At 43.7% G+C, this 13976-nt stretch carries 9 protein-coding genes; 6 read left to right on the plus strand and 3 right to left on the minus strand.

Annotated elements, in window-relative coordinates; genetic code table 11:
- A partial coding sequence (locus PseudUWO310_RS03460; protein WP_142599033.1) for an efflux RND transporter permease subunit occupies positions 1–2271 on the plus strand: 2271 nt, incomplete at its 5' end.
- A 289-nt stretch (positions 2272–2560) separates the two neighbouring features.
- On the opposite strand, the gene PseudUWO310_RS03465 is transcribed toward PseudUWO310_RS03460, so the two are convergent.
- A complete protein-coding gene (locus tag PseudUWO310_RS03465) occupies positions 2561–3277 on the minus strand; it encodes a pyridoxine 5'-phosphate synthase (RefSeq protein ID WP_009625445.1) in 717 nt (238 codons plus the stop codon).
- Positions 3278–3469: 192 nt separating this feature from the next.
- Here PseudUWO310_RS03465 and PseudUWO310_RS03470 point away from each other — a divergent pair, with 192 nt between their 5' ends.
- Positions 3470–4723 (plus strand): aminotransferase class I/II-fold pyridoxal phosphate-dependent enzyme, encoded by a 1254-nt coding sequence (locus tag PseudUWO310_RS03470; protein ID WP_223805512.1) that lies wholly within the window; start codon positions 3470–3472, stop codon positions 4721–4723.
- A 125-nt stretch (positions 4724–4848) separates the two neighbouring features.
- Here PseudUWO310_RS03470 and PseudUWO310_RS03475 read toward each other — a convergent pair whose 3' ends face one another.
- The gene (locus PseudUWO310_RS03475; protein ID WP_142599035.1) at positions 4849–6096 is read right to left on the minus strand and encodes an EAL domain-containing protein; all 1248 of its coding nucleotides are present in this window, start codon (positions 6094–6096) and stop codon (positions 4849–4851) included.
- Positions 6097–6925: 829 nt separating this feature from the next.
- On the opposite strand from PseudUWO310_RS03475, the gene PseudUWO310_RS03480 reads away from it, so the two are divergent.
- Positions 6926–8452, plus strand: coding sequence for a DUF3086 domain-containing protein (locus tag PseudUWO310_RS03480; RefSeq protein WP_223805513.1), 1527 nt, complete (start codon positions 6926–6928; stop codon positions 8450–8452).
- A gap of 264 nt (positions 8453–8716) precedes the next feature.
- Here PseudUWO310_RS03480 and PseudUWO310_RS03485 read toward each other — a convergent pair whose 3' ends face one another.
- A complete protein-coding gene (locus tag PseudUWO310_RS03485; RefSeq protein ID WP_142599038.1) occupies positions 8717–9538 on the minus strand; it encodes a Tic22 family protein in 822 nt (273 codons plus the stop codon).
- Positions 9539–9892: 354 nt separating this feature from the next.
- Between PseudUWO310_RS03485 and PseudUWO310_RS03490 the strand changes: the two genes are divergently transcribed.
- The 3 genes from PseudUWO310_RS03490 to PseudUWO310_RS03500 all read left to right on the plus strand — a co-directional run bounded on the left by PseudUWO310_RS03490 (position 9893) and on the right by PseudUWO310_RS03500 (position 13966).
- On the plus strand, positions 9893–11329 hold the full coding sequence (locus PseudUWO310_RS03490) for a GTP-binding protein (RefSeq protein WP_142599040.1): 1437 nt from the start codon (positions 9893–9895) through the stop codon (positions 11327–11329).
- A gap of 25 nt (positions 11330–11354) precedes the next feature.
- On the plus strand, positions 11355–11822 hold the full coding sequence (locus PseudUWO310_RS03495; RefSeq protein ID WP_142599042.1) for a hypothetical protein: 468 nt from the start codon (positions 11355–11357) through the stop codon (positions 11820–11822).
- Positions 11823–12121: 299 nt separating this feature from the next.
- Complete coding sequence (locus PseudUWO310_RS03500) at positions 12122–13966, plus strand: ABC transporter ATP-binding protein (protein WP_142599044.1); 1845 nt, start codon at positions 12122–12124, stop codon at positions 13964–13966.
- The last annotated feature ends 10 nt before the right edge of the window (positions 13967–13976 follow it).

The raw sequence follows: 13976 nt of genomic DNA on the forward strand, positions 1-13976 counted from the left end.
ATCGGGCTTGTGATCGTGATCATCTATCTGTTTTTGCAGAACTGGCGGGCAACGCTGATTCCAGCTATTGCTATTCCCGTTTCCTTAGTGGGAACTTTCATTTTCATCAAACTGCTCAACTTTAATATCAATACCCTAACTCTATTTGGGTTAACCCTTGCCACAGGGCTAGTTGTTGATGACGCGATCGTAGTGGTTGAGGATATTGCCCGACGCATTCAAGAAAAGGGTGAATCCCCGATCAAAGCAGCGATCGCTGCGATGAATGAACTACAGGGGGCGGTAATTGCTAGTTCTCTGGTACTGATTGCCGTGTTTGTGCCTGTGGCGTTTTTCCCTGGCACGACTGGACAACTGTATAAACAGTTTGCGTTGACGATCGCTTTTTCGATCACGGTTTCTACATTTAACGCCTTGACCCTATCGCCAACCTTAGCAGGGCTACTGCTCAGACAAGAGACTATCCATGGGAATTGGTTCTTTGATCGGGTGAATTGGTTAATTGACGGTACGCGCGATCGCTATCGATGGTTATTGGGAAAATCCACGAACCTGAAAGGGATCATGATGATCCTCTTTATCGGTTCCCTTTTCCTAACCTACTGGGTATATACCAGCGTTCCTAGAGGCTTTTTACCACAGGAAGATCAAGGATACTTCATTACAATTGTGCAGGCTCCTGAAGGTGTGTCGTTAAATTACACCGAAAAAGTGCTAGAGAATATTGAAGGAATCATGCGTCGGAAGAATGATAAGGGGGAACCTGCTTATCCCGAAATTGCGAATATCTTTGCAATCTCAGGTTTTAGTTTTAGCGGCAACACCCCAAACAATGGCATTATCTTCTCGACCCTAAAACCTTGGAAAGAGCGATCGCGCTCAGCAGATAGCATTATTGGTGGGTTTACTCCCAAACCTTTTGGTTTATTTCCCGAATTAGTTTCTATTAAAGAAGCTTTTGTGGTTCCCTTTCCCCCACCCGCAATTCAAGGCTTAAGCAACTATGGCGGTTTTGAATTCCAATTGCAAGACAAAGCCAATCAAGGCTTTCCGATCATCGAACAGACCATGGGAGCTTTACTCGGTAGGGCAAGTACCTATCCCGACCCCAGTCACCCCAAGCTTTCAGGGTTACGCCCTAATTTCAACGGGAATACACCACAGTTAACCGTAGAAGTCGATCGCGTCAAGGCTAATGCTTTGAAAGTCTCTTTGCAAGATATTTACAGCACTTTGCAAACCCTACTTGGTTCGCAGTACGTAAATGACTTCAATACTTTTGGAAGAACCTATCGAGTTTATGTCCAAGCGGACGCTCAGTTCCGTTCTAACCCTGAAGATATTAATAAGCTCTACGTGCGCTCTAGTAGCGGTCAGCAGATTCCATTAAGCAATCTGGTCAGAGTTACTCAAACCGTTGGTCCCTCGATTATCAATCACTATAACCTGTTCCGCTCCGTCCAGATTACTGGCAACACTGCTCCGGGGGTTAGTTCGGGACAAGCGATTGATATTATGAGCAAGGTGGCTAAAGAAGTCCTACCGAAAAGTTTTGGCTATGAATGGTCGGGATTATCTTTAGAGGAGATCGGCTCTGGCAGCAGCGCCGTCTTTATTTTCGGTTTGGGCATTGTATTTGTATTCTTAGTACTTGCCGCTCAATACGAGAATTACATTGATCCCGTAATCATCATGCTGACAGTACCCCTTGCAGTCTTAGGTGCGCTTTCAGCAGTTTTATTGCGTGGTTTATTTAATCCTGTTTTCTCCAATGATGTGTATACCCAAATTGGGTTAGTCATGCTAATTGGGATGGCTAGTAAAAATGCCATTTTAATTGTGGAGTTTGCCAACCAGTTACGCGAAAGAGGTTTAAGCATTACGAAAGCTGTGCTTGAAGCTTCCCAGCAACGTTTAAGACCAATCCTGATGACAGCCTCTGCGACTATTATCGGGATTTTCCCCCTAGTAATCGCAACGGGAGCAGGTGCTGCTGCACGTCAATCCTTGGGAACTGCGGTCATGGGTGGTATGTGTCTGGCGACGGTACTCAGTTTATTCATCGTTCCCATTCTTTATATTGTTGTCAAAAATATTGAAGAGCGAATGATGGCTGGTTTATACAAACCACATTCCCATGAACTTGAACTCGAACATGAAGTAGCGATCGCCCCATTGCATGAAGGTGATCTCAACGGAAGTAGTTTCAAGAATGGTAGTCACAATAGTGATGCTGAAGAATCTCAAGAAGAAAATAGCCCTAAATCTTAGATATTGGCTCTAATCAAAAAAAATAATGGGCGGCGCGAAGCGCCGCCCATTATTTTTTATACCTAATACCAATTAACCCCCAAGAATTGAGTGGCGGCGCTTCGCGCCGCCACTCAATTCTTGGGGGTTATACCAATTCACGAAAGTGTGACAACACTTTTGTGAATTAAACATCAGACCCAGTAAGGTTTTGAGATTCCCAAAATGGCAATGCCATTTTGGGAATTGGTATTATATCCCAGTACAAGCTATATATGCCCTAGGCAAAGCTTGCATGGTTATATCAAGTTTATGAATTTATCAAGTCTTTCATTTCCCGAACTGCTCGATCTAAACCGACAAGTACCGCCCGACTAATGATGCTATGACCTATATTTAACTCTTCCATTCCTGCAATTTGGGCAATAGCTCTAGTATTCCAATAGGTTAAACCATGTCCCGAATTAAGCCTTATTCCTAATTCAATTGCTAAGGCTCCTCCCTTAGTTAAGACCGCTAACTCCTGTTTAAGCTCTTCTTCATTTTTGGCGTTAGCATAAGTTCCAGTATGTAATTCCACAAATTTTGCGCCAGTCCTTGCCGAAGCTTGAATCTGGTCGGTTTCTGCATCGACAAATAAACTTACAGGAATACCTGCACCTTGTAATTGATGTACAAATTTACCTAGCCGATCGCATTGAGCCTTAACATTTAAGCCACCTTCCGTCGTGATTTCTTCACGGCGTTCGGGGACGAGGGTAATATAGTCGGGTTTCACATCTAGAGCGATCGCTACCATTTCAGGAGTTGCTGCCATTTCCAAATTGAGGCGAGTTCGCACAGTTTGCCGCAATAACCGCACATCACGTTCTTGGATATGACGACGATCTTCACGTAAATGGACAGTGATCCCATCAGCCCCCGCTAACTCCGCAATTACAGCCGCAGCTACGGGATCAGGTTCCGTGCCTCGACGAGCTTGGCGAATGGTAGCAATATGATCGATATTTACTCCGAGTGTAGGCAAAGCTTTGTCCTCAAGAATTTTACAAAGTGAATTTTACAAAGTATTTATATTCCTTACTTTATGATATTAGAACAAATTCCAGTCTAGGGAGCAAAAGCAGTGATTTAAGGCTGTTTTTAGTTTGTCGAATCTATAGACAAAACCCTTCATATTCGCGTACGATCTTAAACCGCCAAAAAATCTTAAAGCTCAATGACCTCTGACAAAATGAAACTGCTGGTTGCAGAAGCTGTTACCAATCTTGCACCAACATTTACCCAAATTGATCTCCATGTAAAAAACAATCTCGAACGAGTTTTAAAAGCTTTTCGCGATTGCCGAGTGGGAGCCCATCATTTTGCCAGCGTGTCAGGCTACGGACATGGTGATATGGGGCGTGATGTTCTAGATGAGGTTTTCGCGCAGGTGATGGGAGCCGAAGCCGCTGCTGTCCGTGTGCAATTTGTTTCAGGAACCCATGCGATCGCCTGCTGTTTGTTCGGTATTTTGCGCCCCCTTGACGAACTATTATCCGTAGTCGGAGCCCCCTACGATACCCTTGAAGAAGTAATCGGCTATCCCCTTACCTCTGATAGCAAAGGAAAGGACTATGCTGGTTCACTTAAGGATTTTGGCATCACCTATCGGCAAGTAGAACTTACGGCGGAGGGCAATGTCAATTGGGAAGCTTTGGCAAAGGCTGTGAAACCTCAGACTAAAATGGTTTTAATTCAGCGCTCCTGTGGCTATGCATGGCGGCAGAGCCTTTCTATTGAGGATATTGAGAAAATCATCAAATTAGTCAAGCAGCAAAATCCTAATACAGTGTGCTTTGTGGATAACTGCTATGGCGAATTTATTAGCGATCGCGAGCCAACTGCGGTTGGCGCGGATATTATCGCAGGTTCCTTGATCAAAAATCCTGGGGGAACGATCGCTACCGCAGGGGGCTATGTGGCAGGAAAAGCTGAATATGTAGAACTAGCAGCCCAACGCCTCACTGCACCTGGGATTGGTCGAGAAGGCGGGGCAACCTTCGATCTGAATCGGTTACTCTTTCAAGGTTTATTCCTTGCGCCACAAATGGTCGGTGAAGCGATGAAAAGTAGTCACCTTGCCGCCTACGTATTTGACAAATTAGGATACAAAGTCAAACCACTCCCCTACGAGACAAGATGCGATATCATTCAGGCGATTCAACTAGGAAGTCCCCAAAAGTTGATTGAGTTCTGCCGCAATCTTCAGCGCTTCTCCCCGATCGATTCCTACGTCGATCCTGTACCTGGAGAGATGCCTGGCTATGTTAGTCAGCTAGTCATGGCTGGCGGTACTTTTATTGATGGGAGTACGTTGGAACTCTCCGCCGATGGTCCTTTACGAGAACCCTATACCGTCTTTCTCCAAGGCGGAACCCATTGGACACATGTAGCGATCGCGATCGAAAATTTCCAGCTTGAGAATCTATAACTATTCAAAAACTATTCAAATAAGTAGCTAGGCATAAGTAAACTTAAAACCCAGAAGAGCATACCGCCCGCTACGCAGACGGTATGCTCTTCTGGTTTTGGTTGTTAATTATGCCGAACTACTTACTATTCAAACACTTGCTCGCTTGCCAGAAATTCAGAGCCAGAATCTGCATCTAGCGGTTGAGAGAATAGATATCCTTGCCCATAACATCCATGCAAAGAAGAACTAAATAATTTTTTCAACATTGATAATTGCGTAGTGGTTTCAATTCCCTCAACAACAATACTTTTCCCTAGGGCAAAAGCTAAAGTGCCAATTGCCTTGACAATAATCCATTCCCCGTTTTGAATAAACGAACGATCAATTTTTAGAATATCAATCGGAAAGTCTGTTAACCTTCTTAGGGATGAATAGCCAGTACCAAAATCATCAATGCAAAACTGAATATTGAGTTCTCTTAATTGATGGAGAATCTGGAGAGTGCGATCGCGATCGCCCATGACCGTACATTCCGTAATTTCTAACTTTAGACAATGGGGATTAACCTGATATTGCATCAAAATATCGCGGATATATTCTACTAAGTTAAACTCAGCCAGTTGCCTAGTAGATACGTTTACACTCATCGTCAAATCGGCATATTTAGGGAAATCTTTCTGCCATTCCTTTAATTGTTTACAGGCAGTCTCGATCACCCATCTTCCAATTAAGTAGACTAAATCCGTCGTTTCGATAATATCAATAAATTCCGCAGGATAAATTATGCCCTTTTGCGGATGCTGCCAACGAATAAGAGCTTCAAATCCAGTGATGAGATTGGTCTCTAAACTAACCAGAGGTTGATAAAATAACCGCATTTGTCGAGCTTCAATAGCATCTTTTAACTCTGTATATAAATCCCAGTTAAATCCTGTTAGGTTAGAAATCTCCTTTTGTAGACTAATATTTTGGCTCTCTAAAAGTTTAGTTTGTTCTAATAACTGCGCTTGCAAAGAACTCACCCTTAAATGAGTTTCTACCCTTGCCAAAACCTCTATCAAATGAAATGGTTTATTAATAAAATCAATTCCCCCTATCGCAAATGCCTCAACCTTTTCTTCTACATTCTCAATAGCACTAATAAAAATAATTGGAATATTTTGGGTAATGGGATTATTTTTAAGAATTGCACAAACCTGATAGCCATCCATTTGTGGCATCTTAATATCCAATAAAATCAAGCTTGGCAGGTATTTTTTAGCTAGTTCAATTGCTTTAATTCCATTTGTAGCTTCTAAGACAACATACCCCTGATTTACAAGCATAATTGATAGGATTTGCAGATTGTAACGAGTGTCATCAACTAAAAGAATCTTAACTTTTGTATTCATCAGACATAGGGTGATTTAGTAAACAAAGTAGGAATCGTAGGAATTCCAAATAATATGTGAGAGAATCTCCTGCAATAGCTTTACTCTCACTAGATCTTTCTTGCAAGCTTTAGTAACATTATATGGTATGTCCATCAGCATAGTTAAATAATAAAATCAGCGGCTGCACTACCTACACAGTAGATGTTACAGGTATTCAGGTTTTGCGTTTATTCTGCTTAGCTAAATTAAGTAGTTCGGCATAATTAAAAAACAAAACCTAGAAGAGCATACCGCCCGCGCAGCGGGCGGTATGCTCTTCTAGGTTTCAAATTTACTTATGTCTAGCTACTTAATACTAAATCACAGTATCGCTAATTAGAGACAACAAGAGTGGAAGTATTGCTCCTTGTAAGATCATTCTCTTGAGACTAATTTAGTGACTCGATAGAATTTATAAAAGATTTATACATAAAGCACTTACGGGTAAAAAAGCTAATTTTGGCTGAGCAGAGTCAAAGCCACAGGTAATTTAAATTACTTCAAAACGCCAAATATGAGTAGCGGTGCAAAGCACCGCTACGCATATTTGGCGTTTTATGTCCTCAGCAAACCTTACGTTGTCATATTACGTTGTTATATTTAGTCGGCTATTTCCCGTCCAGAGATTGAGGTTATTGGTGCGAGAAGTTAACGATTTAAATCTGCGAAATATAACCGTAAGTTTTTTATCCGAAATTTAGCCCGAAAATCATTGTAAACCTTCATAATAATGGTTTTCACAAACTGCTCAAGCTGCCTTGTTAAAAAATTGGTATAAAATAGGTAAGCCCGACGCGATGAGAACTGTATGGAGTCCGCTCAACTGCCCGTAGAAGAAAATTTAAATCCCTCCGCTCAAGGAGAGTCCTCCGAAGCGATCGCCATATCAGCAACTTTAGGTGAGCCAATCGCTGAAAATATGGTCAATCAGCCATCTAACGATAGTAGTGAAGTTATTACTGAAACTACCGCGATCTCAGCTTCAGAAAATATAGCTGTAGCTGTTGAACAAGCTCTGGAAGAGATTAAGCCAGAAGGGGTTTCAGATAATTTGTCAAATAATTTATCAGATAATTTGTCAGATAATTTAGAAGTTACTTTATCAGAAGTATCAGATGAAATATTAGAGAAAACCGCAATAATCGCGCAATTAAAACAGGAAGAAACGGATCTCAAAGCAGAACTTGATCGCCTCAAAACCACCAAGTCAAAAGTTTTACAGGATCAAATAGACGATTTACAAGCTGGCATCATTCGTCTCGCGCAAGCCGATGTCGCTCGCCTCGAATATCAAAAACAAGAACTCCAAGCAGCGATCGCCGTTCTTGAAAAACGCAAGGATCGTCTTGACAAAGAAATGACCAGCACCTATGCAGGGGTGTCACAGGATATTGCGGTAAGGGTACAGGGTTTCAAAGACTATCTGGTTGGGAGTTTACAGGATTTGGTCGCGAGTGCCGAAAAGCTCAATCTCGTCGCTCCATCACCCCAGCCTGTCGTCGAAACTGTCGCAGCAGCAGAAAAGAAACCAGTTACCGAATCCGAACCATTACTACTCTCTGGACAGACCTTTGCCGAATATAAGCAACGGGTCGATCAGTTATTAGATCGCTATCGCACTCTTCCCGATTACTATGGACCTGCATGGAAGCTCAGACGCACTTTCGAGCAAGTTCATGCCGATCGCGTTTCTAAGTGGTTTTTTGAGCAGTCTGGGCGTGGCGCAATTCGGACGATGGGAACCCGTTTGCAAAATATCCTCGTCACTTCAGCTTCGATATCGGTCTTAAAATCTGTTTATGGCGAAAAATTACGGGTCTTGGTCTTAGCTACTTCCCCCGAACGTCTCGGAGAATGGCGACGGGGTTTCCAAGACTGTTTGGGGTTAACCCGCGAACATTTTGGCTCTGACAAGGGTATTGCCCTTTTTGAAGATCCCGAACCTATGGCAACTAAAGGCGATCGCCTTGTTAAAGAAGGACTAATGCCCTTAATAATCATCGATGAATCCGAAGAAATTATCTCTGTCGAGCTATTGCGGTTTCCCCTGCTAATTGCCTTTGGTGGAGCGGCTGACCCAAAACCTGCGGCTTCCTCAACCTATATGAATCGTGATAATAATCGCGAAGGTCAAAATAATCGGGACTATATTCGCGAAGCTCCACGCGATAATTTCCGTAATATGGGACAAGAGCGAGACTATGGTGCAAAAGAACGCGATAGTCGCAATAGGGGCTATGAATCGAGAGACTACCCAAGCCGTAATTATAACGAACCTCGTAATACGGGTTATGGGGGCGGCGGACGCAATCAGGACTCCGACTGGGATTGGTAAACATAAAATAAATGGGCGCAATGCGCCCATTTATTTTATTTATAGCTGCCGCCAACGGTATCAAAAGAGGGTTGCCGCGCTCCGCGCGGCAACCCTCTTTTGGGGTTTAATACCAATTTAACGTCAGTTTGGGTTAAGCTGACAAATTTTAAAATCCCAAAAGTAAAAGCCTTGCGTAGCAAGGCTTTTACTTTTGGGATTTGAGAAAGGGTTTGCGTAGCAAACCCTTTCTCAAATCCCGTTTCAAATTATCCCGAACTCACGTTATTTTTGGGGAGTGGTCTGGGGTGCTATCTGAGGTGTAGCAGATTGCTTCGTATTCTTGAGGATATACTCAAAGGAAGAACGGGATGGCACAAACTGGAAACGTTCTACTTCTGGATTGGGCTTATCATCCTTAGATACCATCGAATCCAGTACTTGGAAGAGCGATGCAACTTGGATCTTAGTTGTCTTGGCTACATCAGGCTGCTCCTTGCCCGCGCGATCTAGCAAGTTTTGGAGATCGGTTTTATCAAGGAAGAAGGGGACGACTTGCTCCTTTTTGCCATTTTGATCGATGCTCATAGTTAACAAGCCTTGACTATTAGCTTGACCGCCGATCGCAAAGAAAACAGGCACATTGGGAATCTTGTCGGCTGCCACCCCCTGAGCGGTTAAGATTGTCCGCGCCGATTCGACACTTGCCTTAGTGGGAATAAACTGAAAAACAATTTTTTTGTCTTTATTTTGGCGAATTACCGTGTAAGCGTCATTCATTGACCTTATGACAATCTGCGCTTTTTTGCCAACTTCAGGATTAGATTTTTGTACCTGTGCTAGCATCATTTGTGCTTCATCGGGACCGAGGAAGAAAAACAGAAGCTGACTGTCATCGGGCTTCGCGTTTGGCTGTTGGGGGATTGCACCTAATAGGGGCGAACCCTTATCATCGGTGATTGTAAAAACAGGAATACTACCCAATCTCTCCAAAACTTGGGCTTCGGTCAAGGCTTCAGCTTTCAGAGTAAATATGGGACTAACAGCGATCGCCCCTGCGACACCTGCGGTGGCTGCTAGATTAACCAACGACTTAAATAAGGACATATTTCTCCTAGCTACAATACTATTTATTATGAGGGTTATTTGGGATTGGATACGCAGAAATAACTACGTAAACTTAAATTTGCAGATTTAAACTTGCAAACTCAAACTTGCAAACTCAAACTTGCAGATTTAAACTTACAAATTTAAACTTGCAGACTTAAACTTGCAGACTTAGTTTAAAAGTCAAAGGTAATCATTGTCCGAAAGTGATTTCTGGCAAATTTAACAATACTTCACTAAAAAAGACAACCTTTTTACACCAGTTTTAATACTAGCTTGTGGGTAAATTGTTAGCCTTTAAGACTCGAATACCATAAGTATAGTTCCTTCTGAAATAGTTCATGCTAAATAGTTATGCCTAGCAATGTGATGCCACAAGATGAAAATTTTCTCAGCTTTGATGAAATCTTTGAGGAACTAAATTATCGCCAAGCACAGAGAACATTGCGCGATATTGTGGCAAATCTAGATTTGTCAGAGCGCGAACGGCGTGGATTAGAGGAACCCTTAGAAGAACTCCAGCAAATGCTCGATAAGCTAGAGCGTCAGGTTTTACAAATCGCCGTATTTGGCATGGTAGGCAGGGGTAAGTCATCGGTTCTCAATGCCCTCATGGGTGGGCAATTTTTTGAGACTGGTCCCCTGCATGGGGTCACGACCAGTAGGCAAGCAGCCGAATGGCAAATATCGCGGGAGAGCATGGAAACTAATGGCGATCGCACGATCCTGAGGGCCTCCTTTCAGGGGCGCGGCGAAGCCCGTATTGAATTAATCGATACCCCAGGTATTGACGAGGTTGATGGGGAAGGTCGTGCCGAACTAGCCAAGCGGATCGCCCAGCAAGCGGATTTAATTTTATTTATCGTGGCTGGCGATATGACTAAGGTGGAATATGATGCACTCTCGGAATTAAGAGGGGCTAGTAAGCCGATCCTCTTGGTGTTTAACAAAATCGATCAGTACCCCCCCGAAGATCGTCTAGCCATTTATGCCAAAATTCGCGATGAGCGGGTGCGCGAACTATTGACTCAAGATGAAATCGTGATGGCGGCTGCCTCACCCTTGATCGCCAAGGCAGTCCGTCAACCCGATGGCTCCTTTGAAGCGGAGCTGGTTGTTGGTAAACCGCAAATTGAGGATCTCAAGTTAAAAATTCTAGAGGTGTTGGATCGTGAGGGCAAATCCCTGATTGCTCTCAATACGATGATGTTTGCCGATATGGTGCAGGAGCGGGTAGTCCAGCGCAAAATGTTTGTTCGCGATCGCCAAGCCAATCGGATCGTCTGGAATTGTGTGATCACACAAGCTGTGGCGATCGCCGTTAATCCCTTTACGGTAATTGACGTAATTAGCACTGCCATTATTGATGTGTCGATGATCGTTGCCCTGTCAAAACTCTATGGCATAAATATGAGCAATCGGGGCGCGATCGCATTAATGCAAAAGATCGCCCTAGGGATGGGGGGAATCAGTGCCAGTGAATTTCTCGCAAATTTTGGCTTGAGTTCGCTCAAAGGGCTACTGGGCATTGCCGCGCCTGCAACGGGTGGCTTGACTCTGGGTGGTTATCTATCCGTAGCGATCGCCCAAGCTGGGGTCGCGGGTTTCTCAACCTATGCCCTCGGACTGGTCACTAAGGAATATCTCGCCAATGGTGCATCATGGGGGGCTGATGGTCCTAAAGCGGTCGTTAAACGTATTCTCGATACGATCGATGAAGATTCGATCCTAGCTAGAATTAAGGATGAACTTCGCGCCAAAATCGATCTGCGTCGCCTCAGGAAAACATAATGAGCTATTTTAATGAGTTATTTTAATGGATTATTCTAGTTCGCGATCGCCATCTTCTGCCTGTCCCGTCTGTTTGCGAGGGGCGATCGCGCCTATGCCAATGATGGAATCCCTAGCTTGTAACTTTTGCAGTCATATTTTTTTGCTGGAGCAAAGCGAGGATCGACGGCAACAGTTTTTGCGAATGGCAGATACGATCTCTACCCTGCGCTGGGCTTGGACGGGCAAACGCTGGGAAAATGCTAACGCCGTTCAGGTCTATACGAGTCGCTGGCTGAGCATTTTGGGGATTTTGTTAGTGATTATTCCCACGGCAATTACTTCCTGCGCCGCCTATTATTTTGCCCCAGAACCTAATGTGCCTTTAGCATGGTTTCCTAAGTTTTGGGCGATCGCCACTTTTTGCGGTCATTTATTGGTGTTAATGTCAATCGTCCGCGACTATACTGCCTTTCCGATCCGAGCTTATTGGCGATCGCTTTTTAGATCTTAATTAGCTGGGCATAACATGAGTTTGGGATAATTTGAAACGGGCTTTGAGAAAGGGTTTGCGTAGCAAACCCTTTCTCAAAGCCCAAAAGTAAAAGCCTTGCGTAGCAAGGCTTTTACTTTTGAGCTTTGAAAACTTGCCAGCTTAACCCCAACTGACGTTATACCAAAACACAAAATGGCTATGCCATTTTGTGTTTTGAAAACCCTTACTGGGTTTGGTTTTTAATTCACAAAAGTATTGTCACACTTTCGTGAATTGGTATTAATTAACATGACTAGCGATAGCGATAAAATGACCATATGGGAAAAAAGAAAAAAAGTGAATTTAAAGGACGAAGCTCACTCCTTAAAACCTTAGGTAAGTCTTTATCAGTATTTCGTTATGTCATCAAGGCTCTCGGCTTGGTCTGGACGACTAGTCGAACTTTGACCCTAGCGATCGCCTTGTTTACCCTGATGGGGGGATTGCTACCTGCGGCGATCGCCTATGTGGGAAAACTAATCGTTGATAGTGTGGTCATCGCCTCCCACAGTGGTATAGGGAGCGATCGCCATTTAGCCCTGAGCTATGTTGGCTTAGAAGCCTTCTTAATTATTGTTTTAGCGGCTGCCCAAAAAGGCTTAAACATATCGCAATCATTGCTGCGTGTATTGCTCGGACAGAAGGTGAATGTATTAATTCTCGAAAAAGCCCTCACCCTCAATCTAGCTCATTTTGAGGATTCAGAATTCTATGACAAGATGACCCAAGCGCGATCGCAGGCTTCTAATCGTCCTCTATCGCTGATTAGCCGTATCTTTGGTTTGGGACAATCAGCTTTAACTTTAGTAACCTTTAGCGGGCTGTTATGGCATTTTTCAATCTGGGCTGTAATGGTCTTAATTTTGGCAGCAATTCCTGCATTTGTCGCCGAAACCAGATTTTCAGAACATGCATTCCGTTTATTTCGATGGCGATCGCCTGAGACCAGACAGCAACATTATTTAGAAACCTTACTGGCGCGGGAAGATTATGCCAAGGAGGTGCAACTTTATCAATTAGGCGGAATGCTATTACAGCGCTATCGTGATATTTTCAACCGTCTTTACGATGAGGATCGCCATCTTACAATTCAAAAAGGAATTTGGGGATATTTGCTAGGACTGCTCAGTACGGGAGCGTTTTATGCCGCTTACGCTTGGATCGTGATCGAGGCGATCGCAGGTCAGATCAGCTTGGGGGAAATGACCATGTATTTAGTGGTCTTTCGTCAAGGTCAATCTACCTTTGCCTCGGCATTAACCTCCATTGGCGGCATGTACGAAGACAATCTCTATTTAGCCAACCTATACGAATTTCTCGAACAACCCATTCCTAAATCCTACGGCACGATCAAACATGGAATTACGTCGGATGGAATTAGATTTGAGAATGTTTCCTTCTGTTATCCTGAAAGCCAAGAGCCCGTGTTAAAGGATATTTCTTTACATTTAAAGCAAGGACAGAAACTCGCGATCGTGGGCGAAAATGGCTCTGGGAAAACCACTCTGATCAAGCTGTTAACAAGGCTCTATATTCCCAGTAGCGGCAGGATTTTACTGGATGGTGTGGATCTGAATGATTGGGATCTAGATGCATTGCGAAACAGAATTGGGGTAATTTTTCAGAACTTCGTCCAGTACCAATTTACCGTAGGCGAGAATGTCGGAGTCGGTAATGTGGCGAGACTCGAAGATGTCCGAGAATGGGAAATTGCTACCGAAAAAGGGATGGCAAAACCATTCATTAATAATATGCCCCAGAAATTTAGTACCCAGCTAGGCAAATGGTTTAAGGGTGGTCAAGAGTTATCAGGTGGGCAATGGCAAAAGATTGCTCTATCCAGAGCCTTTATGCGATCGCAAGCCGACATTCTGGTATTAGATGAACCAACTGCGGCGATGGATGCTGAGGCAGAAATGAGCATTTTCAATCATTTCCATTCTCTCACTAAAGATCGCATGGTCGTTCTCATTTCCCATCGCTTCTCTACCGTGAGAATGGCCGATCAGATCGTCGTAATGGCAGATGGTAGAATTATCGAGCAAGGCAGTCACGAGCAATTATTAGCAGCAGATGGACGCTATGCCCATCTTTTTTCGCTGCAAGCGGCAGGTTACCAATAGCTTTTAAAGT

It is taken from the genome of Pseudanabaena sp. UWO310 (genome assembly GCF_006861605.1).
Classification (GTDB): Bacteria; Cyanobacteriota; Cyanobacteriia; order Pseudanabaenales; family Pseudanabaenaceae; genus Pseudanabaena.

Coding starts and splice junctions, on each gene's coding strand:
- PseudUWO310_RS03470 (WP_223805512.1), top strand. CDS start 3,470: ATGACCTCTGACAAAATGAAACTGCTGGTTGCAGAAGCTGTTACCAAT.
- PseudUWO310_RS03475 (WP_142599035.1), bottom strand. CDS start 6,096: ATGAATACAAAAGTTAAGATTCTTTTAGTTGATGACACTCGTTACAAT.
- PseudUWO310_RS03480 (WP_223805513.1), top strand. CDS start 6,926: ATGGAGTCCGCTCAACTGCCCGTAGAAGAAAATTTAAATCCCTCCGCT.
- PseudUWO310_RS03485 (WP_142599038.1), bottom strand. CDS start 9,538: ATGTCCTTATTTAAGTCGTTGGTTAATCTAGCAGCCACCGCAGGTGTC.
- PseudUWO310_RS03490 (WP_142599040.1), top strand. CDS start 9,893: ATGCCTAGCAATGTGATGCCACAAGATGAAAATTTTCTCAGCTTTGAT.
- PseudUWO310_RS03495 (WP_142599042.1), top strand. CDS start 11,355: ATGGATTATTCTAGTTCGCGATCGCCATCTTCTGCCTGTCCCGTCTGT.
- PseudUWO310_RS03500 (WP_142599044.1), top strand. CDS start 12,122: ATGGGAAAAAAGAAAAAAAGTGAATTTAAAGGACGAAGCTCACTCCTT.